Origin of the sequence: Fulvivirga ulvae (assembly GCF_021389975.1) — a bacterium.
GTDB classification, from domain to species: domain Bacteria; phylum Bacteroidota; class Bacteroidia; order Cytophagales; family Cyclobacteriaceae; genus Fulvivirga; species Fulvivirga ulvae.
On the sequence record NZ_CP089981.1, the window covers coordinates 1,610,928 to 1,632,500 of the forward strand.

The 21,573-nt window shown below is 41.0% G+C and carries 13 protein-coding genes and 2 rRNA genes (1 of these 15 cut by a window edge); 8 read left to right on the forward strand and 7 right to left on the reverse strand.

Annotation, left to right across the window (positions count from 1 at the left end; genetic code table 11):
* Position 1 precedes the first annotated feature (1 nt).
* Together LVD17_RS06815 and LVD17_RS06820 are read left to right on the forward strand one after the other, a co-directional pair.
* Positions 2 to 1,150 carry a methionine aminotransferase gene (locus LVD17_RS06815; protein WP_233765649.1) on the forward strand — a complete coding sequence of 383 codons (1,149 nt, stop codon included), beginning with the start codon at positions 2 to 4 and terminating at the stop codon, positions 1,148 to 1,150.
* Positions 1,138 to 1,935, forward strand: coding sequence for an amidohydrolase (locus LVD17_RS06820; protein ID WP_233765650.1), 798 nt, complete (start codon positions 1,138 to 1,140; stop codon positions 1,933 to 1,935). Before LVD17_RS06815 ends, LVD17_RS06820 begins: the two co-directional genes overlap by 13 nt.
* Here LVD17_RS06820 and LVD17_RS06825 read toward each other — a convergent pair.
* On the reverse strand, positions 1,919 to 2,302 hold the full coding sequence (locus tag LVD17_RS06825) for a hypothetical protein (RefSeq protein ID WP_233765651.1): 384 nt from the start codon (positions 2,300 to 2,302) through the stop codon (positions 1,919 to 1,921). The two genes, LVD17_RS06820 and LVD17_RS06825, sit on opposite strands and share 17 nt — an antisense overlap.
* Positions 2,303 to 2,304: 2 nt before the next feature.
* On the reverse strand, positions 2,305 to 4,533 hold the full coding sequence (locus LVD17_RS06830; protein ID WP_233765653.1) for a T9SS type A sorting domain-containing protein: 2,229 nt from the start codon (positions 4,531 to 4,533) through the stop codon (positions 2,305 to 2,307).
* A gap of 172 nt (positions 4,534 to 4,705) precedes the next feature.
* On the opposite strand from LVD17_RS06830, the gene LVD17_RS06835 reads away from it, so the two are divergent.
* Positions 4,706 to 5,989: a UDP-N-acetylmuramoyl-tripeptide--D-alanyl-D-alanine ligase gene (locus tag LVD17_RS06835; protein WP_233765654.1), complete on the forward strand. Its 1,284-nt coding sequence runs from the start codon at positions 4,706 to 4,708 to the stop codon at positions 5,987 to 5,989.
* A gap of 22 nt (positions 5,990 to 6,011) precedes the next feature.
* Here LVD17_RS06835 and LVD17_RS06840 read toward each other — a convergent pair whose 3' ends face one another.
* Genes LVD17_RS06840 through LVD17_RS06850 form a run of 3 tightly spaced genes read right to left on the reverse strand, consistent with a single transcriptional unit; the run spans position 6,012 to position 11,299 of the window.
* Positions 6,012 to 6,890 carry a YicC/YloC family endoribonuclease gene (locus LVD17_RS06840; RefSeq protein ID WP_233765656.1) on the reverse strand — a complete coding sequence of 293 codons (879 nt, stop codon included), beginning with the start codon at positions 6,888 to 6,890 and terminating at the stop codon, positions 6,012 to 6,014.
* A gap of 47 nt (positions 6,891 to 6,937) precedes the next feature.
* A complete protein-coding gene (locus tag LVD17_RS06845) occupies positions 6,938 to 10,219 on the reverse strand; it encodes a translocation protein TolB (RefSeq protein ID WP_233765658.1) in 3,282 nt (1,093 codons plus the stop codon).
* A complete protein-coding gene (locus LVD17_RS06850) occupies positions 10,220 to 11,299 on the reverse strand; it encodes an NAD(P)/FAD-dependent oxidoreductase (protein WP_233765660.1) in 1,080 nt (359 codons plus the stop codon).
* 104 nt (positions 11,300 to 11,403) lie between these two features.
* On the opposite strand from LVD17_RS06850, the gene LVD17_RS06855 reads away from it, so the two are divergent.
* The 5 genes from LVD17_RS06855 (at position 11,404) to LVD17_RS06875 (ending at position 18,650) form a co-directional block, all read left to right on the forward strand.
* Complete coding sequence (locus LVD17_RS06855) at positions 11,404 to 12,012, forward strand: MBL fold metallo-hydrolase (protein WP_233765662.1); 609 nt, start codon at positions 11,404 to 11,406, stop codon at positions 12,010 to 12,012.
* 7 nt (positions 12,013 to 12,019) lie between these two features.
* Positions 12,020 to 12,712: a CDP-diacylglycerol--serine O-phosphatidyltransferase gene (gene pssA / locus LVD17_RS06860; protein ID WP_233765664.1), complete on the forward strand. Its 693-nt coding sequence runs from the start codon at positions 12,020 to 12,022 to the stop codon at positions 12,710 to 12,712.
* Between the two features lie 67 nt (positions 12,713 to 12,779).
* Positions 12,780 to 16,187, forward strand: coding sequence for a type IX secretion system sortase PorU (gene porU / locus LVD17_RS06865; protein WP_233765665.1), 3,408 nt, complete (start codon positions 12,780 to 12,782; stop codon positions 16,185 to 16,187).
* A gap of 27 nt (positions 16,188 to 16,214) precedes the next feature.
* The gene (porV, locus tag LVD17_RS06870; protein WP_233765666.1) at positions 16,215 to 17,375 is read left to right on the forward strand and encodes a type IX secretion system outer membrane channel protein PorV; all 1,161 of its coding nucleotides are present in this window, start codon (positions 16,215 to 16,217) and stop codon (positions 17,373 to 17,375) included.
* 3 nt (positions 17,376 to 17,378) lie between these two features.
* Positions 17,379 to 18,650: a M16 family metallopeptidase gene (locus LVD17_RS06875; RefSeq protein ID WP_233765667.1), complete on the forward strand. Its 1,272-nt coding sequence runs from the start codon at positions 17,379 to 17,381 to the stop codon at positions 18,648 to 18,650.
* Between the two features lie 441 nt (positions 18,651 to 19,091).
* Here the strand turns inward: LVD17_RS06875 and rrf are convergent.
* Both rrf and LVD17_RS06885 read right to left on the reverse strand, forming a co-directional pair.
* Positions 19,092 to 19,203, reverse strand: a 5S ribosomal RNA gene (rrf, locus tag LVD17_RS06880).
* Between the two features lie 170 nt (positions 19,204 to 19,373).
* Positions 19,374 to 21,573: ribosomal RNA gene (locus LVD17_RS06885) — 23S ribosomal RNA — on the reverse strand (it continues 691 nt past the right edge of the window).

Genomic DNA, 21,573 nt, shown 5'->3' on the forward strand with positions numbered 1-21,573 from the left:
TATGCCAAAATTTAAATCTAAACTTCCGGATGTTGGCACGTCAATTTTTTCAGTAATGTCTAAAATGGCACAGGAGCATAGTGCCATAAACCTTTCGCAGGGCTTCCCTGACTTTGAAGTGTCAGGAGACCTGATCAGGCTTGTTAACAAATACATGTCAAACGGCTTCAATCAATATGCTCCTATGCCCGGTATTCCGGCCCTGAGGGAGCAAATAGCTTCCATGCTTAAATACCGCTTTAATTACCTTGCCGATCCCGAAACTGAAATCACAATCACTTCTGGAGCTACTGAGGCCCTTTTCAATACCATTACAGCACTGGTTGCTCCTGATGATGAGGTCATTCTTTTTGACCCGGCTTATGACAGTTACGATCCTGTCATCAGGTTATGCGGAGGTGTGCCTGTCCATCTTACACTTAAACAACCTGATTTCTCCATTAACTGGGATGAGGTGGAGAAAAATGTTACAGCCCGCACAAGAATGATCATGATCAACACCCCCCATAACCCTACAGGATCGGTATTAACAGGTGAAGACATGAGGCGGCTCGATAAAATAGCCATGAAACACCCTGATCTGCTCATTTTGAGCGATGAAGTTTACGAGCATATCATATTTGATAACTTCACCCATGCAAGTGTACTCCGGTACCCTGCCCTTGCAGACCAGAGTATCGCTGTTTTTTCTTTTGGAAAAACATTCCATGCCACCGGTTGGAAGGTAGGTTATGTTGTTGCTCCGGCCGGTATAATGGCTGAAATCAGAAAACTCCATCAGTTCGTAACATTCAGCGTCAACACGGCAGTCCAGCTGGCGATTGCCGAATTTCTCAAAACAGAGAGCAATTACACCCAACTTCCTGCTTTTTACCAGCAAAAAAGAGATCTGTTCCTCAATCAAATAAAAGACTCCGGATTTACGGCTATACCTTGTCATGGGACCTACTTTCAGTCACTCTCTTATAAAAACCTTTCTGATCGCCCTGACACAGAAATGGCCGAATATCTGACAAAAACACACAGTATAGCGTCTATACCCATTTCAGCGTTCTACAAAAACCGCAGGGATGACAAATTATTAAGATTTTGTTTCGCCAAAAGCGAAGAGACCATTGAAAAAGCAGCCAGGATCTTATGCAGAATTTAAAAGTAACACTTATACAATCTCCACTCTACTGGCAAGACCCCGATGCCAACCTGGCCATGTTTGAAGAAAAGATCTGGCAGATCAATGAGGCCACAGACCTTATCATATTGCCAGAGATGTTTAGCACCGGGTTTTCTATGCAGGCTGAGAAGCTTGCCGAGCCTATGAACTTCAGGGTGTTTAAATGGATGAAGCAAATGGCTGAACAAACCAAAGCCGTAATCTGCGGCAGTTTTATAGCCAAAGAGGATAACAAATACTATAACCGCCTCATATGGATGAAGCCTGATGGGCAATATAGCAGCTATGACAAAAGGCATCTATTCCGAATGGCTAATGAGCACGAGCATTATTCGGCGGGCAAAAAAAAACTAATCGAAACTTTGAAAGGATGGCTCATTTGCCCCCTAATCTGCTATGACCTCCGTTTCCCGGTTTGGAGCAGAAATGTACCTGAAGGAGCAACCGGCCAGACAAGCTATGATTTGGCCATCTATATAGCAAACTGGCCTGCCCCCAGGGTTAACGCCTGGGATATACTTCTAAAAGCCCGATCAGTGGAAAATCTATGTTATACTATAGGGGTGAACCGCATCGGCACTGATGGCAATCATGTGGATTACAATGGCCATTCAGCTATCATAACACCAAAGGGTGAAAATCTATATGAGGCCGAAGACAGGGAAGAAATTCGAACCTTCTCACTGGACCCTGCAGAGGTCACTGGCCTGAGAGAAAAATTTCCGGCGTACATGGATGCTGATAAATTTACGATCCATCATTAAAAAAGTCTGCCAACTTTTGTTGTTGCGACCGATCACTACTGGTTAACCTGTCCTTGAAGCGTATCATGATTTTATCCATAACTGCATGACTGCCCCGGTAATCAATAACAGCAGATGACTTCCTCATGGCCGTGTTTAATATTTTCAAAACACCGCCCGGCTCAGGGCCCTGTTCAGCTTCTATTTGAATAAAGATCTTGTCGGCCATTTCCATAGCTCTTATGGCAGTTTGGATTGTCGTATTATCTGAATAGTTGTCTACATCAAACAAGGATACATGGGGTAGCCAGCTCCTTACCTTGTCGATAGTGTCATTTTTGAAATTAAACTGATCCTTAATGATCCTTATGTGAAGATATAAATGCACAATTAGTTAATAACTACGAACCTTTGATGGATGTAATCGCCATCACCAACCGTCAAAATAACAATGTATATTCCTGGATGAAGCCCCGTAACCGGAATAGATTTTACAGTATTTGCGGGCAGATGAAAGCTGTTAGCCACTTGCTGCCCCAGTATTGAAATAACAGTAGCTGTACCTGAAATTTTAGAACTAACGTTGATAGATTGTGTATTGGTTCGAATTACAGGATTTGGAAATATATCCAGGTCAAAACGGTTAGTATATCCCGCCAGAGCATCTGAGTTCCTCAAAATGTGTAATCCACCTTGTCCGGTACCTATGATCAGGCTTGGTTTGTCCTCGTTAAAAAGGTTAGCCACAGCGGGATACAATTTACCTCCTAGGTTAAATACGGATGGTTTCTCATGGGGTGACCACACAATTTCTGTTACGCCTTCCTCCGGCTGATCAATATGCTCCAGAAAGTTATCGTAAATAGTAAGGCTACCACGTTTATCCCCTGCAACCATATCCGGATTACCATCACTATTAAGATCCGCTACGGCAACGCATAGATCCAGTCTGGAAGTGCTGAAATCAAAGCCGTAAAACGTGTCGTCTTCCTGATTAAATTGAGGTGCATTCCTTTCTCCTGAATTTTTGTAATATTCTAATTTGCCGGTGCTCTTTCCCACAAGGATATCTACCAAACCATCCCTGCTGATATCATATACTTCAAAATTTTCATCAAATCCTATATTAGGGAATAAAATGTGCGCCTCTTCTTCAAAGTTAAATTTATCATCTCCCTGGTTAAGAAGGTAATAAATATTTGTGGAGAAGTTATAAAGCTCCGTGCCGCTAAACACAAGATCAACCCGATTGTCTCCGTTGATATCACGAAGTTTTGGTTTTAAATTAAATATATTGTACAGCGAAAAAAGCAGGTAATCTTCACTTTTCAATTCGAATGCGGGCTCATTGGCGGACCCGGTATTTTCGTAAAGAAACAAGGTGGAATTAAAACCCGGCGCACTCTGATTGGTATAGCTTGCAAGGATCATATCAAGATCTCCGTCCCCATCATAGTCTCCGAATGCGGGCGATGCATTTTCTCCAAGATCAATGGTTTGGTGTTGGAGAAAATTGCGTCTCAGCAGGTCAAATTGAGGATTGCTATCGGAGCCCCCATTGCTATAGAGCCAACTGGAAGACTGGAAATTTACAGAATTAGAAACATTGCTGGCAACATTCGGAGATACCAGCATATCTCTAACCCCATCAAAGTCAACATCCTCGTAATAGGCCACCGGAAAAAATAACATTGATGCGGGGTTACTGCCATTTGGAAAACTGGAATTTGCGGAATTAAAAGAAGGCGATTCATTTGTTCCTTCATTTTCCATATAAAAGAGATTGGCACAAGTCTCTTCCGATATTAGCATATCATAATCTTGGTCATTATCATTGTCAAATAATAATATCGACTTACCTCCCTGATGCTCTTCCCTGCCACCCGAATTGGCACAATCACTTCCATTAAAGGCAAATTCTCCACATTGACACTCCTGTAAGCCACCCCAGACCTGGGTTATGCGCTCAAATTGAAGGGAGTCGCAGTTTCCGTCTCTTTCAATACTTAGATTCTTGTGATATTCAACAGTTGAAGAGCCACTTGCCCTAAACATCAAAATATCAAGATCCGAGTCTCCATCCAGATCAATAATTGCAGGTATGTCAGAAGAGTTCATCTGCATATTAATGTTTGAGGTAAAACCCCTAGTCTTTAAAAAATACTGTTCATTTCCTGTATTATCTTTCCCTGTAACATAAGGGCTCCAGGCAAGTGTCCCGCTTTGCGAGGTTTCATTAATGAATATCCGAATACCAAATGTATGACTGGTAAAAATGTCTTTTTTGCCATCGCAATTGAAATCCCTCAACAGCATCCAGTTTTTCACTTCTTCAGGGAAATAGAAAGCGTACTCGGGCGCATAGGAGTAGGTTTTGTCCACATTAAGAAAGGGGTATATTTTATGGGCACTTCTCTCAAATACTACCAAATCCTCATTTCCGTCTCCGTCCAGATCCATTGTGCTGTATTGCATACTGTTAAGTCCACCTGTCCAGGGCAGATTTAATATTTCATCACCTTCCTTTACAGATACCGATTGATCTAATGTATAAACAAATTGGGCATAGATAGATGCAGGTATGTAAAAGGTGAGCAAAAAAATGCAAAGAAATTTCATAGGACATGATTTTGAACATGTAACTTAACGGAGAATCGCTTCTACGGGTTCGTACATATAGAGTTTTTCCCTGAATGTACAATTACCCGGTTGCAAATACGGCAATATTTTTTCTATTAACACTACTCTTGTTTATGACACACGCTATATTAGCACTTATAAGATGATACTCATGATCGAAACCATTTATAACCACTTTTTAGCAACCAGAAAGGTAAGCACTGATACCCGAAAAATTGAAGACGGATCTATTTTCTTTGCATTGAAAGGGCCTAATTTCAATGCTAATGAGTTCGCTGAAGAAGCATTGGAAAAAGGTGCCTCGATGGTTGTAATTGACGAGGAAAAATACAAAAACGATGAACGGATCATATTAGTTGAAAATGTACTTGAAACACTTCAAAATTTAGCCCGCCACCATAGAGACCGGCTAAATATCCCTGTTATTGGCCTGACCGGATCAAACGGGAAAACCACTACAAAAGAGTTGATCAATGCCGTTATAAGCAAATCATATCGTGTATTAGCCACAAAAGGCAACCTTAATAATCACATAGGTGTCCCGCTCACATTGCTTTCGATCACTGAACAGCATGAGGTTGCTATCATTGAAATGGGGGCAAATCATATTGGGGAAATACAGCAACTATGTAGTATTGCCAAACCAACACATGGCCTTATTACCAACATTGGCAAAGCCCATCTTGAAGGGTTTGGAGGTTATGAAGGTGTAATCCGTGCAAAAAGCGAATTATATCATTATCTGATTAAAACTTCGGGGGTGGTTTGGATCAATTCAAAAAACGACGTGTTGAGCAATATGGCCAAACGCTTCCTCAATCCATTATTCTATCCTCAAAAGGGTGATTATTATCACTGTGAATTTATAGATGCTTCACCTTTTGTAGAGCTTAAAGCTGAAAACCGGGAAATCATAAAAACCAATATTATTGGGAAGTACAACTTCGAGAATATTGCAGCTGCTCTCTGTATAGGAAAATATTTTAATGTCCCTGAAAAAGAAGCAAATCAGTCCATAACAGAATATGTGCCACAGAATAACAGGTCACAAATTGTTAAGAAAGGAAATAATACAATTATCCTTGATGCCTATAATGCCAATCCCAGCTCCATGGCTTCCGCCCTCGAAAACCTGGCTCAGATGAAGGCTGAACATAAAGTAGCTATACTCGGAGATATGAAAGAATTAGGTCCTGAAAGCATTGCCGAACACGAAAAGCTAGGTGCCGATCTTTCAGGCAAACATCTTTCCGATGTTTATCTCTGTGGGGATCTTATCCAATCAGCCCAAAAACATGTGCCTCACGCTAAATATTTTAAAAATAAAGCTGACCTGATAGAGGCCCTAAAAACTCACCGCTTCGATCAGCATGTCATTTTAATTAAAGCTTCCAGAAGCCTTGGTTTAGAAGAGGTAGTTGAATTTATTCAATAGTACTTATTATACCACAACCGGTTTAAAGTACATTCAGAAGCTGTTCTTTAATCTTCTCTAGTTCTTCCTTCATAGATACTACATGTTTCTGAATATCAGCATCATTAGCTTTTGAACCAATGGTATTGATTTCTCTTCCTATTTCCTGGGATATAAAGCCCAGTTTCTTGCCTAATGAGTTTTTATCAGAAAGCACCTCATTGAAATGATTCAGGTGGCTGGCCAGCCTCACTTTCTCTTCCGTTATATCAAGCTTTTCGATATAATAGATGATTTCCTGCTCAAGCCGGTTTTTATCGAGGCCTTCTTCATCTACAAATTTTGTAAGGTTCCCTTTAATCCGCTCTCTGATTTTCTCTACTCGTTTAGGATCCAGCACTTTAACTTCTTCCAGACTTTTGCTTATTGAGTTGATGTAGCCTGAGAATTTTTGCTGAAGTTCGGCTCCTTCTTTTTTCCTGAAAACGTCACAGCTATCAAGTGCCTGTTCTACCAGGGCTCTCAAGCTTAACCACTCCTGTTCGTCGACCTCTTCATTTTGATCTGTGATCATTACATCAGGTGCACTTAGGGCCAGCTTAAACAAGTCCTGGTCAGAAGCTATTACTCTATCTGCAAGTCTCTTTAGCTTGCTGTAATATTGCACAAACAGGTCTTCATTATATCGCTGTTTAAGCTCTGTTTCTTTTTCATTGACATAATCAATGCTTAACGAAACTTTACCCCGTTGCAATTTATCTGAAACCAGATTTCTTAACTCAATCTCTTTTTCAGAAAAAGCCCTGGGTAACCGAAAGTTAAGGTCAAGATATTTAGAATTAAGTGTTTTTACTTCGATGTTAATGGTTACCTCATCAGTTGAAAGATGGGATGAACCATAGCCTGTCATGGATTTTAGCATATATGGCTATATGAGTTTTTAAATAAAGATGAACAAAAATAGCTGACTTAGAAGTCGTATCCTAATGTCAGGTGGGCTCGTGGACTGCCAATGTCATAGTTATCAACAGGCCAGGCAACATCCAGTTTAATATAGTAGCCTAAAATTATTGTTCTAAAGCCCGCTCCATAGCTGTAGATCCAGGGGCTTCTGTAGTTTTTCAACTCAATGATAAAATTACTTTTTTCACGTGCTGCAGGGTCTTCCGGGATAACTTTTGTACTGATAGAATTGTCTTCTCTAAATGGAGATTTTCCTGTCCAGGCCGAGCCAATGTCAAAAAACCCAATAAACTGCAGGTTTCTAAAAAAATTAGAGGTAATAGGTCCACTACTCAATGCTCTGATCAGCGGAACCCGTAGTTCTGCATTGAAGAGCAAGGTATTCCTTCCATACAAGGCTCCATAATCAAAACCCCTCAAATTGGTAGCATACTCAATAAACAGGAGATCGCTGTTATCTTTTTCAGCATTCGGTTTCAACGGATTGTTAGTACCTTCGGTGTTCTCATCAAAAAACATCCAATTATCCATGCCCCCTAATAAATATTGTTTAGGTGATTTGCCAAAGAAAGATCCATAATACAACCTGCCTGCGAGTACAATTTCTTTATATATCTTCTGATAGTGCCTAAAGTCGGCCGAAAGATTGGTAAAGCTCTTATTCTGATCAGTCAACCCCTCATAATGCTTCAGTCTTACTTTAGCACGACTGCCTTCTATCAGATTCATGCCGTTGATGATGGAGTTGTCAAAAACCAACTCAACGGTGGCACCCCCATACTGCTCTGAAGATGAGGGACTAAACATCGGTGTAGGAGTACTGCCAACCAATGTGGGTTCGAGGTTTTCGAATCTTGTGACTGCATAAAAGGGTTTCAGCGCTATGCGTGTTTTAGGATTAAAAGGATAGGCAGCACCAAGCTCAAAAGCATTCTTACTATATTTATGCAGCATCTCGGAATCTCTGAAGATCACTTCCCTGTCATACCTGACACTATAGTCGACACGATTCTTTAAATATTGATATTCGGCAAAAATATCTCCGCTACGCAAATCTACCGTAGCCATTATTCCTCCGGAAAACTTATGATTTTCAAGCATGTCATTCATCTCTGTTTCCATCAGTATGCCAAACCCCCTCAAAGGATCAATAACCAGCGAAGTCACTAAATGATCTGTGCTGAACCGGGTATCATAAGGAAAAGGACCACTAATTTTATTTCCCTTTCGCAGCTTTCTATATTGGGCAAGGAACGAATCTTTCTGTTCCTCTTTCAAGATATCTGTATCGAAAGTGTAATTATCCGTATTGATGACTTCTTCCTGCTCTTTTTGCTCCTCAACGTCAAACTGATAATTATCTGTATCTATGAATCCTGCTTCTGTTATAACTGTATCCTGCTTCTGTTCTTCTTTCTCTTCACGGGCCTCGGCCAATCTCTGTTCTACAATTTCCTTGACCGTAAGTGCCTCCTTCTTTTCCTGGTTTCTCTTTAGCCTGAACGCTTTTGCTTGTAAGACCTGCTGCCGGGTAGTTAATGGTGTGAATATCTGTTGATCATAATTGAATTCGGGATAGTAATATATGTAATCCTTGCCATGACTATCCATTACAAAGGCAAGTTTTGAACTTCCGAAATCAATATCATAGTTTTCTATACTTGAAGAAAAATTAGTCACCTGGGTATAAATTCCGGTCGACAGGTTATATGAAAAAAGATTGGTAATACCTTTTTGATCACTGAGATAAAATAACCGCGATGAACTCAAAGCCAGGGGTTTCACATCTCGACTTATTGTATTGGTCACTCTGTGAAGTACATTTTCCGTAGTATCAAGGTTATAAAAGAAAAGATTGAAGTTATCCCCTACTGTCTCAAAATCTTTGGTTCTGGTGTTTAATGTATCTGATACCCTGTTAGAGCTGAAAACTACTGTATTCGAATTTGGGACAAAAGAAGGGTCAAGATCATCATAGACATCATCAGTCAGCCTTTTGACCCTGTCACGGCGAGTGCTCAACAGGTACAGATCATTCTTCCCATCCACAACCCCACTAATGATCATCAGACGTCCATTATCTGAGAAATCCATGCTTCTGACCTGCTCGAACTTGTCAAGCCGACGGGGAAGCTTACTGTTAGTAACTGCATCATACAAAGTGAAATAAAGTTGTCCTTTTTTCACAAATACTATCCCCAGCGTATTCTCATCAACCCAGTCTATCAGGGGTATGTTATGATCTATTTCCTGATTGATAACCTTATCTCCGGCTGAAAGTACGTCCTTTTCACGACCTGTTGCCAGGTCCCTGATATAAACATGGTATCTTCCCTTATAATTATAGGTATAGGAAAGGCGAGTACCATCCGGATTGAGTTTTACATAAGAGTAAACAATGTCTTTTCTATTTTTTTTAATGATCCGGTTCTCTTTTTTAGGCTCAACGTAATTTTCATTTACCTGCCTGTCAATGTCAGTATAAAAATTCTGCCATTCATACATTACCTGGTCAAAGCTTACACCTAAGGTTATTGCTATGCTTTTCTCTTCATTGCGAATTATCCGGGTATAGTTGAGGATATTTGAAATGTTGCTTTTGCCATACTTTTCAGCAATGAAATTCCATAAAGATTGTCCTGCCAACGCAGCCTCATTTCCAGTAAGTTTACCAAACTTCCGGGGATGCCTGGTGTTTACCAGTTCTCTGGCGTAGTCATCCATTTCAATGCTCCAGCCTTTTGATACGTATAATGACGCACCATTGATAAACCATTCGGGCAGGTTCAGCAATACAGAGCTCTGAAACATATCCTTCAGGCTGCCTCCAAACATCATCTCATTGACCATTAAAGAAGATACTTTGTATAGCAATTCCTCCTTCAATGCATCAATATTACCCGGATTAGCTATTTCTATGTGTGACTTTACAAACTGGGTCTCGCCTCCGGCACTTACTGCGTGGTCGTTTATGCCAATATTGCTTTGCTGCAGGTCGGAGATAGAATTATATAAAAACAATTTGGTTTTTGAGTAGGGAGGGTATCCAATAATATCAGTAACACGCTCAAACTCCTCTTCCAGGTATTCTGTTACCTCTTTGGCTATTTTGTCTCCACCTTTGTAGAAGTAAACATCAAAATTATCAGAGCTCAGGTACCGCCAGTCAAATTGTTCGTATTGAACGCGGTTTCTCCCAAATTTTTCCATAGCACTTTGGCCCATGGATACATGAGAAAGTATGGAGATAGCAATTATTGTGAGTAGAAAATTCTTAATACTTTTCATTTAATTTTCAAGAGAATCGTAATATAACGAAAAATAGCGATTTATATTGACCTCGGCATAGAGATCTTCTCCATATTCCAGGAACCTCATAAAATGCCTAGAAAAATACGGTGCTAAAGATACACCCTTAGTTCCTAACCCATTAAATACTCCAATAGTTTCATATTCCGGATGTAGACCTATAAAAGGCCTCCGGTCTTTTGTCGCCGGCCTTATTCCTGCAACTTGTTCCTCCAGATTATATTCCACCTTTGCCAATTCGTTCAATCGACGCTCGATCTCATTTCTGGCTTTTACAGTTGGTACAAGCGTAGAATCATTATTATCATAGTTTGAACCTACCCGAAAAAGGCCGTTTTCTAAGGGTACTACGAAAACTCCCCGGTTAAGGATGTTTTTTAATCTAAAATCTGCTGTAATTCGTAATATTTCTCCCTTAACCGGACTAAAGGGTAACCATTGAAAGTATCCCTGCTCAGCACTATTTAGCCCATCACAAAAAATTACTCTCTTCGCTCTGATTCCCTGATATAACACAAATTCCTTCTCCAAAATAAGTTGGCCGATATCAAACCTGGAAGCATCAAGCAGTTCATGTTTTTTTAAATAGTCTCTGTAAGCTTCCAAGAATACAGGTAAGTCAAGGTAACCTGACTGTAAGAGTTCAAGGCCTCCAAACGGATCATTTGCAAACGAATACAGCGACTTGCAATAGATCTCCTTAATGAAAGGGATATACTCAGGACTGGAGCTTTTCCCCATCCACTCATTTTGCTCTTCCAGTGAAATAAAAGGCCTGTAAACAGGGACTTCTCTTAAGAAGTGCGCCGAGCATATTTGTTCTAATTCTTTATAAAAGCTTATCAAATAGGGGAAAAGTAAATCTGCTTTCCAGGTTTTAACCATTTTACGACCGGTAACAGGGTTATACAGGCCGGCGGCTATTTTAGAAGACGTATGAGGATTATCTTCATCAATAACTAATATTTTCCTGCCCTCCTTTATGAGTTGGTATGAAAGTGCAGATCCCGCAAGACCTTGCCCCACAATGATATAATCAATCTCGCCACTATTATGCATTAAAAATCTTTATAAAAATGTATTTTTGTTTCTATTGGACAAATTTGATTAAAGAGAAGCAGAACATAATGATATACGTCAAGTCTTTTGTATTTAACCCATTCATGGAAAACACATATGTGCTATATGATGACACGAAAGAGTGTGTGGTGATTGACCCGGGTTGCTATGAGGAGTATGAAAAGAAAGAACTGAAAGATTTCATCATTGAGAATGGGCTAAAAGTTATAAAACTGTTGAATACTCATTGCCATATAGATCATGTTTTAGGGAATCAATATGTTAAGAAGGAATTCAATGTAGATCTATACATACACCAATTGGATGAGCAAACATTAAGGTCTGTAAAAGCATATGCCCCAGCCTATGGCTTCAATAATTATGATGAAGCCACCGTAGATAAGCACCTGGCAGAGGGTGATGTTGTAGAGTTTGGGGAATCAAAATTGGATGTAGTTTTCGTACCAGGACATGCCCCCGGACATATAGCGTTTATCAGCAAAGCTGACAAAATATGTATTGGCGGAGATGTGCTGTTTCAGGGTAGCATAGGCCGCACGGATTTGCCTGGCGGAGACTTTGACACGTTAATCAATAGCATTCATGAAAAAATATTCCCACTTGGCAATGATTTTACGGTTTATTGTGGTCATGGTCCATCAACTAATGTGGGGACCGAAAAAAAATCTAATCCTTTCTGTGCTATAGCCTAATCTTGTCTTGAATATCAAAAAGCATATCCCTAACACCATAACCTGTGGCAATCTCTTTTGCGGATGCCTGGGAATTGTCTTTGCATTTAAGGGTGATCTGACCTTTGCTACATACCTGCTCTGGCTGGCTATGGTTCTTGATTTCTTTGATGGGTTTGCGGCAAGAATACTCAAAGTCAGTTCACCTATTGGAAAAGAATTAGACTCGCTGGCAGACATGGTGACCTTTGGTGTATTGCCATCGGTGATCATGTTTCACTTGCTAGAACACTATTCTGAAATAGAATATTTGCCTTACTCAGCCTTTATCATCGCCATATTCTCAGCCTTAAGACTGGCAAAATTTAATATTGATGATCGTCAACAATCAGTTTTCATAGGCCTTCCAACCCCGGCCAATGCTTTATTCATATCCTCATTTGCATTTATTGCCATCTCAGACTATGCTGGTTTTGTAAACGCAGGAGTACTCGTTGTCACATCCATCGTTTTTTCGTTGTTGCTTATTGCTCCTGTTGAGCTTTTTGCACTCAAATTCAAATCATTTTCCTGGAAAGATAATCAAGTGCGGTTTACCTTTCTCCTGATAAGTGTATTATGTATTGTTGGATTTAAAATATTGGCTATTCCGCTCATTATTATTACTTATATTGCTCTGTCACTGGTCAATAACGCTGTTAATAAGAAGAGCTCTGCATAATATAAAGCCTAAAGGAAACGTTTAAATCGGATATCATGTTGCTACTTCATAATCAAATCGATCTCCCATGACCCGACTTTTACGAGTCATAGTATTTCTGTTTTTCATAATCACTTTCTCTCAAACTATTAATGGTCAGACGGATAACTCGGTATTATCTAAAGGTGACTGGTTTAAGCTAACTGTTAAAGAGGATGGTGTTTATAAGATTACCCGTAACCGCCTGCAGGAAATGGGTATCGATGTAGCAAACATTGATCCCAGGAAAATTCAGATCTTTGGAAATGGCGGTGGAATGCTTCCTCAGCTCAATAGCACGGAGCGGCATATTGACCTGGTTCAAAACGCAATATATGTTAGTGGAGAAAGTGATGGGAAATTTGATGACGGAGACTACATTCTTTTCTATGGTCAGGGGCCTGATTTGCATAGCTACCAAGGTGGGGCATTAAGTTATCAGCATAATATTTATACTGATCTCAACTACTATTTTCTTACCATTGGTAATGATAGCGGACTTAGAGTAGCCAACAGCCTGAATCTTGGTTCACATTTTCCTAAAATTCAAACCTATAATGCATTTCGATATCATGAAATTGACGCAAAAAATATACTTGGCTCAGGAAGAAAATGGTATGAAAGTAACACCGGTTCAAAAGCTTATAATTTCAACATTGATGCCATAGTACCAAATACATCCGTTACAGTCACCTCGGCGGTAATGGCGCAATCTTTCGCAGCATCCAGGTTCATATTAACACTCAATGGGGTTACTCTGGGTGAACAAACAATGGCAAGTATCCCAGACTTTAATAAAAAACAATATCTATACAGTGTAAGAGGCAGGGAGGACATAAGTCAGTTCGGACTAAACTCAAACCAGATAGAGACGAATGACCTCAATATAAAACTGGAGTATGTAGGGAACAGTTCGGGATATGCAGCAGGCTTTTTAGACTACCTTATGGTAGAAACAATTTGTCAATTAAAGCTTTCCGGAGATTTAACCGTATTTAGGTCCATTGAGAGTACTGACAAACCTATGAGTACTTTTGAGGTCTCTGCCGTTAATAGCCAGGTATTGATATGGGATATATCTGATCCGTTGCAACCCAAAAATCAAGCGTATTCTCTCAGTCAGACAACAGCTTCCTTCGGCACTGAGACATCATTGTTGAAAGAATATGTTGTTTTTAATGTAAGCAATCTTCCTGCACCTGAATTTGCAAAATTACCTAATCAAAATATCAGAGGAACAAATACACCGGACTTGCTCATTGTGACTCATTCTGATTTTTTGACCGAGGCTGAAAGGCTAGCCAATTTCAGGAGGTCTAATGACAGGTTAACCGTAGAGGTTGTAACCACACAGCAGATTTATAATGAGTTTTCAAGTGGTAAACAGGATGTAAGTGCTATCCGGGATTACGCAAAATATTTATATGAGAAAAATAACAGGCTTAAATATTTGCTGTTGTTTGGAAGAGGGTCTTACGATTATAAAAACATTCTGAAGAACAACAACAATTATGTGCCTGTTTATGAGTCAATTAACTCACTTTATCCTCTGGACACCTACACCTCCGATGACTATTTTGGTTTTATGGATGCGAACGAAGGGGAATGGCCGGAAGAATCCGGCGGAAATCACTCGATGGAAATAGGCATTGGGCGCTTGCCAGTTACCAGCGTGGGACAGGCTAAATCAGTAGTGAATAAATTAATAAAGTACAGCACCAACCCTGATGCTTTGGGAAACTGGAGGAACAATGTTGTTTTCGTGGCAGATGATGGGGATGGCAACACTCATACGGAGCAGTCAGATCAACTAACAGTATTGATTGACACAGCTTTTGCTAACTTTAATTACAGTAAATTCTTTTTAGATGCTTATCCTCAAATTTCTACTCCAAGTCAACAAAGCTCTCCAAAGGCAAAAGAGGCATTATCGAAGGTCATTGGTAAAGGGGCTTTGGTTGTAAATTTCACCGGGCATGGCAGAGAAATTGGCTGGATGGAAGAAGAAATATTGGACACCCTAATGATAAGTGAATGGGATAATATCCATCGCCTGCCACTATTCGTAACTGCTACCTGCGAATTTGGCAGACATGATGATCCTGCGCTTATCTCGGGTGGTGAAAAACTGGTCACCAATCCTAAAGGAGGCGGCATTGGTATTATCAGTACCTGCAGACCAGTATTTTCAAGCTCTAACTTTGCGTTGAATAAAGCATTTTATAATGAACTCTTCAAAACTACGAATGATCAATACCCCCGGCTTGGAGACATCATAAGGATCACAAAGAATAACAGTGTAGATCAGGCCATCGACGTCAATAAGGTAGGAAACCGTAACTTTAGCTTATTGGGTGACCCCTCATTAAAACTTAGTTATCCTAAAAAAAGAATTGAATTAACATCAATTAATGGGGAGACAAATAAATCTGATACGCTTAAGGCTCTTGGCAGGGTAAGTATGAAAGGCGAGGTTCAGGAAATTGACGGACTGAAAAGTGCCAATTTCAACGGAATACTTGAAGCTGTTATTTATGACAAAGAATCTGAACTGGTAACATTAGGGCAGGAAAACACTCCTTACACTTACAAGTCTCGAGAAAACGCCATTTTTAGAGGAACTGTCAGTATTAAAAATGGTGAATTCGTACTTGAGTTTGTTGTGCCTAAAAACATTTCATATCAACCAGGTACCGGAAAGATCAGTCTATATGCTCTTCATGAAAACAGGGATGATGATGCCAATGGAGCAAATATAGATATTGTAGTCGGTGGCACTTCCAGCAACCCGCCTCAAGACACTTCGGGCCCTGACATTGAATTATACCTTGGAGATAGCACCTATAGGGGTACGGGAGAGATAACCAGCAACTCTATGCTGGTAGCCAAACTTTCTGATGAAAGTGGGATTAACATTTCCGGATATGGTGTAGGGAATAATATCACGGCCATATTAGATGGGAAAGAAGTTTACAACCTTAACGAATATTATGTAGCAGCAAAGGATACATATAAAACTGGCTGGGTTTCTTTTCCGCTCAACGACCTTGAAACGGGGAAGCATACGTTAATATTGAAAGCGTGGGACACTTACAACAATCCGGGAGAAGAAGAAATAGAATTTATCGTAGGGGAAGAGGGAAGTATTTCCCTGACAAACCTACGAGCCTACCCTAACCCTTTCAGTAAAAATACTACAATTACTTTCGACCACAGTAGGTCGGGAGAAGATCTTGAAATAAACCTTCAAATAATTTCCAGATCAGGAGAGATAATTAGGGATATGGATTTTAATATGGAAGCAAGCAAGTCGCATATTGAACTTTTCAAATGGGACGGAACAAATATCTCTGGACAAAAAGTTCCCGGTGGAATATACTTATTTAAGATCATGGTTCGTTCTATGTCGGATGGGGGAAAAAATCAAAGATATGAAAAGCTTATTCTTATTAATTAATTATATTTGTTAGCTAACAGAAGTCACATGAAAAGGTTATTTACGCTCCCGGCAGCAGTCATTTTATTAGTATTAACAGGTTATATATCTAAAGCTCAGGGTCTTGTCGGTCAGGATTCTTCCAGAAGAGTAATTACCACAGCGGTTCCTTTTCTTACCATTACACCGGATGCACGTGCGGGCGGTATGGCTGATGTAGGAGCAGCAACTTCCCCGGACGCCAACTCCATGTACTGGAACCCTGCAAAACTTGTTTTTATTGAAAATAATATTGGGTTTTCTCTTTCCTATACTCCCTGGTTGGGTAAGATTATAAACGATATGTCAATTACTTATTTGTCAGGTTACTATAAGTTCTCCAAGGAGCAGGCAGTAGGTATTTCAATGCGTTATTTTGATTTGGGAGAGATATTCTTTACCAACGAACAAGGTGGTGATGAAGGCCAGTTCAATCCAAGGGAATTTTCATTTGATGCTGCTTACTCAAGAATGCTAACTCAAAATTTGAGTATCGGAGTTGCTGGTAGATACATCCATTCCAACCTTACAGGTAGCTTTTCGTCCGGAGGTGTGGAAGCAAGACCAGGAAATAGTGTCGCAGCTGATATAGCTGTTTTTTATGACAAAGACCTGTTACTAAGTGGAAGTAATTCGAACCTCGCTTTAGCAGCTGTAATTTCAAACATCGGATCTAAACTGACTTACTCTGATGACAACAATAAAGACTTTATCCCTACAAACCTCAGATTAGGAGGAGCATTTACTACAAACCTTGACCCTTATAACAAGCTCACATTTGGTCTTGATCTAAATAAGCTAATGGTACCGAGTCCTCAATTGGATTCTGCTCAAAGTGACAAATCCTTGTTAAGCGGCATGTTCGGGTCATTTGGTGATGCCGAGGATGGTATCAGCGAAGAAGTCAAAGAAGTTACTGTTTCGGCTGGTGCAGAATATTGGTATAATAATACATTTGCGGCGAGAGTAGGTTATTTCTTTGAATCAGAAGACAAAGGAAACAGGAAATATCTGACACTAGGCTTAGGTTTCAGATATCAGGTTTTCGGAATCGACTTTGCATACCTCGTTCCAAAAGAACAAGAACACCCTTTAGCTGAAACGCTTCGATTTACACTCCTTTTCAACTTTGACAAAAGCGATAAGGATGAAGAATCTGTTGTTGACTAATTTATGTTAAACCGAACCGTAGCTCCAAGTCATTCTTCTTCCTATCAAATAGAATTTCCCAAAGTAACGCAGCATACCCTTGACAACGGTATACCGCTTTACGTTTTAAATGAAGGCACCCAGCCTGTCGTTAAGTTGGAAGTAATGTTTCCAACGGGTGGAACATACTATGAGAAGAAGACTGCAACTTCATTACTTACCTTGAAAATGTTACGAGAGGGTACGGCGTCCTTTAGCTCTAATCACCTTTCGAATCATTTCGCTCAGTATGGAGCTTTTTTAGAATTAAATCCCTCCTTTGACGTTCCATCTATAAGCCTATATTGCCTGTCAAAACATCTTGATGTGCTATTGCCTTGCCTCGTAGAGATGATATTTTCTCCGGTATTTCCTGAAAACGAACTTAAACGGATTCGTCAGATAGAGATACAGCAATTGAGATTACAAAATGAAAGAACCAATATAGAAGCTTCAAAAAAGTTTAGAAACCTACTGTTTGGCAATGATCATGCATACGGAAAGATAATTACGGAAGGAGATTTAATTAATTGTCAACAAGATGATCTTAAGCTCTTTCATCAGGACAATTTAGCGAATATTGAGCTTATAGCCTCCGGTGCGGTGAGTATCGCTAACATAGGTACTATTAACCACATATTCAAGCAGTTCTCACACAGGTCGGGGGCAAACAACACCGGTACAATCTTCGTACCTCAGACAGATACTACTTCTTTAATAAAAGAGGATAAATCCAGCGCTCTTCAATCATCTATACGGCTTGGAAACTTAACCGTTAATAAAACCCATCAGGATTATATTCCCTTGCTTATAACAACTCATATTTTAGGGGGCTATTTTGGATCAAGGCTCATGAAGAACATCAGGGAAGATAAGGGTTATACATACGGCATATATTCAAGCATAGTGGCCCTAAGGCATAATAGCTACATGGTTATCGGCACTGACGTAAAAAAAGAGTTTCTGGAAGATACTGTCCATGAAATAAATAAAGAGCTTGATACACTTAGTTCCGTACTTGTAGGTGAACACGAACTTCATACTGTCAAAAACCACATGATCGGGCATTTCCAATCCAAGCTTAGCTCTGCATTCTCATTAGCAGAAAAATTCAAAAACATACACATTCACGATTTGAGTTATAGCTACTATCAAAAATATCTTTCTACTATAGAGCACATTACTCCAGAACAAATACAGGAAATGGCCAAGAAATATTTAAGCAGTAGCTTTATGAAAACAGTCCTTATTGGCTGATAAGTTAGAGCCTGAGCATTGCTCGATGTATAGAACTCCCCTCCCTCTTCCTCTACACCCTGTAAACAGCCTCCCAGCATGGAAAACAAATTTTCCAAAGTATAAGGATCCTACCTTTATTAAAAGCCTGCCAACTAGCCACGGATCAGGCTTAAAACCTATGGAGTAAATAGATTGGATAGTGCAACAAGTAATGTGAAGCTTGCCACTGAAAGTCAGTAAACCGCACTTATTGGTATATTATATGGAGTTTGCCAACTGCTTTTGCCGATTGCTATTAACAACTGTCTGTCAGCAAAGAGATGAAAATTTAGAGTCTCCCCATAAATTTCGCTTGATCCGAAAATTCTAAAGGTCAATCTATCTTAAAATCTGATTGATTATCAGTGACGGTATAAAACAAAAAACCCTGTCTGATATAGACAGGGTTTAGTTGATAAAGTCTGGCAACGACCTACTCTCCCACATGTTATTGCAGTACCATTGGCGCTGTAGGGCTTAACTTCTCTGTTCGGAATGGAAAGAGGTGGACCCCTACGCTATAGTCACCATAAAATCGTAATGGCTGGCCTGTTAGCCTGTCCCGATAATATCGGGATCACCATAAAAGCTTCGGTATCTCTACCCGGTGAATGCTGAACATTTTCAACAACACCCTTATTTCTTTTAGTCTCATCGACTAATCATGACATATTGTTGTGAAAGAATAACGGGCATAGGCCCTAGAGAAAGTTTACGGGTAATTAGTACTGCTCAGCTTTGACATCTCTGTCTTTACACCTGCAGCCTATCAACGTCATCGTCTATAACGTCCCTTATAAAGAAATCTCATCTTGAGGTGGGTTTCGCGCTTAGATGCTTTCAGCGCTTATCCCTTCCTGACATAGCTACCCGGCGGTGCAGCGGGCACTACAACCGGTACACCAGAGGTCAGTCCATCCCGGTCCTCTCGTACTAAGGACAGATCCTCTCAAATTTCTTACGCCCACAACAGATAGGGACCGAACTGTCTCACGACGTTCTGAACCCAGCTCGCGTGCCACTTTAATGGGCGAACAGCCCAACCCTTGGGACCTTCTCCAGCCCCAGGATGTGACGAGCCGACATCGAGGTGCCAAACCTCCCCGTCGATGTGAGCTCTTGGGGGAGATCAGCCTGTTATCCCCAGAGTACCTTTTATCCTTTGAGCGATGGCCCTTCCATGCGGAACCACCGGATCACTATACCCGACTTTCGTCCCTGCTCGGCTTGTTGGCCTCACAGTCAAGCTCCCTTATGCTATTGCGCTCTTCGCACGGTTACCAAGCGTGCTGAGGGAACCTTTGGAAGCCTCCGTTACTCTTTTGGAGGCGACCACCCCAGTCAAACTACCCACCAAACAATGTCTCCCATGGTTGGGATTAGGCATCACGTAAATGAAGGGTGGTATTTCAACAATGACTCCACAACCCCTGGCGAGGCCGCTTCATAGTCTCCCACCTATCCTACACATCATTTACACAATGTCAATGTTAAGCTATAGTAAAGGTTCATGGGGTCTTTCCGTCCCGTTGCGGGTAAGCGGCATCTTCACCGCTACTACAATTTCACCGAGCTCATGGCCGAGACAGTATCCAGATCGTTGCACCATTCGTGCAGGTCGGAACTTACCCGACAAGGAATTTCGCTACCTTAGGACCGTTATAGTTACGGCCGCCGTTTACTGGGGCTTCAGTTCAATGCTTCTCCCGAAGGATAACATCCCCCCTTAACCTTCCAGCACCGGGCAGGTGTCAGGCCATATACATCATCTTTCGATTTCGCATAGCCATGTGTTTTTGCTAAACAGTCGCCTGGATCTTTTCACTGCGGCTTCTCTACTATTGCAGAGTAAGCGCCCCTTCTCCCGAAGTTACAGGGCCATTTTGCCTAGTTCCTTAGCCATGAATCACTCGAGCACCTCAGGATTCTCTCCTTGACTACCTGTGTCGGTTTGCGGTACGGGTACCAATACCATAAGTTTAGAGGTTTTTCTTGGAAGTCTGATTAGGGCAACTATCCACGCTCCCGAAGGATTGTGGTACTATCAGGTTCAGCTAGGTCCGCGGATTTGCCTACGGTCCCAATACCTACACCCTTTAACGTGCTATTCCGTCAGCACGCGTGCCTTTCACTACTCCGTCACCCCATCACTGGTATCGGTAGTATGGGAATATTAACCCATGGTCCATCGACTACCCCCTTCGGGTTCGCCTTAGGTCCCGACTAACCCTGATCCGATTAGCGTTGATCAGGAAACCTTAGTCTATCGGTGGGCGGGTTTCTCACCCGCCTTATCGTTACTTATGCCTACATTTGCTTTTCTATTTGCTCCACAATAAGTTACCTTACTGCTTCGCCGCCAATAGAATGCTCCCCTACCACTGAATAAATTCAGTCCACAGCTTCGGTGGTATACTTAATGCCCGATTATCATCGATGCTCTGTCGCTCGACCAGTGAGCTGTTACGCACTCTTTAAATGAATGGCTGCTTCCAAGCCAACATCCTGGCTGTCTCGGCAACTGAACTACCTTAGTTCAACTTAGTATACACTTGGGGACCTTAGCTGGTGGTCCGGGTTCTTTCCCTCTCGGACAAGGACCTTAGCACCCTTGCCCTCACTGCAGAGTATATCTGATAGCATTCGGAGTTCATCAGGATTTGGTAGGATGTGACTCCCCCTAGTCCTATTGGTAGCTCTACCTCTATCAGAATTAACCTCCACGCTGCTCCTAAAAGCATTTCGGGGAGTACGAGCTATTTCTCAGTTTGATTGGCCTTTCACCCCTACCCACAACTCATCCAAAAACTTTTCAACGTTTACTGGTTCGGTCCTCCAGTGCGTGTTACCGCACCTTCAACCTGGTCATGGGTAGATCACAAAGTTTCGCGTCTACCCCCAC

What these genes read in the sequence shown, in the direction of transcription:
- LVD17_RS06815 (WP_233765649.1), top strand. Translation starts at nt 2, where the DNA reads ATGCCAAAATTTAAATCTAAACTTCCGGATGTTGGCACGTCAATTTTT.
- porU (WP_233765665.1), top strand. Translation starts at nt 12,780, where the DNA reads ATGACCCGACTTTTACGAGTCATAGTATTTCTGTTTTTCATAATCACT.
- LVD17_RS06830 (WP_233765653.1), bottom strand. Translation starts at nt 4,533, where the DNA reads ATGAAATTTCTTTGCATTTTTTTGCTCACCTTTTACATACCTGCATCT.
- LVD17_RS06850 (WP_233765660.1), bottom strand. Translation starts at nt 11,299, where the DNA reads ATGCATAATAGTGGCGAGATTGATTATATCATTGTGGGGCAAGGTCTT.
- LVD17_RS06845 (WP_233765658.1), bottom strand. Translation starts at nt 10,219, where the DNA reads ATGAAAAGTATTAAGAATTTTCTACTCACAATAATTGCTATCTCCATA.
- LVD17_RS06835 (WP_233765654.1), top strand. Translation starts at nt 4,706, where the DNA reads ATGATCGAAACCATTTATAACCACTTTTTAGCAACCAGAAAGGTAAGC.
- LVD17_RS06875 (WP_233765667.1), top strand. Translation starts at nt 17,379, where the DNA reads ATGTTAAACCGAACCGTAGCTCCAAGTCATTCTTCTTCCTATCAAATA.
- porV (WP_233765666.1), top strand. Translation starts at nt 16,215, where the DNA reads ATGAAAAGGTTATTTACGCTCCCGGCAGCAGTCATTTTATTAGTATTA.
- LVD17_RS06840 (WP_233765656.1), bottom strand. Translation starts at nt 6,890, where the DNA reads ATGCTAAAATCCATGACAGGCTATGGTTCATCCCATCTTTCAACTGAT.
- LVD17_RS06820 (WP_233765650.1), top strand. Translation starts at nt 1,138, where the DNA reads ATGCAGAATTTAAAAGTAACACTTATACAATCTCCACTCTACTGGCAA.
- LVD17_RS06855 (WP_233765662.1), top strand. Translation starts at nt 11,404, where the DNA reads ATGGAAAACACATATGTGCTATATGATGACACGAAAGAGTGTGTGGTG.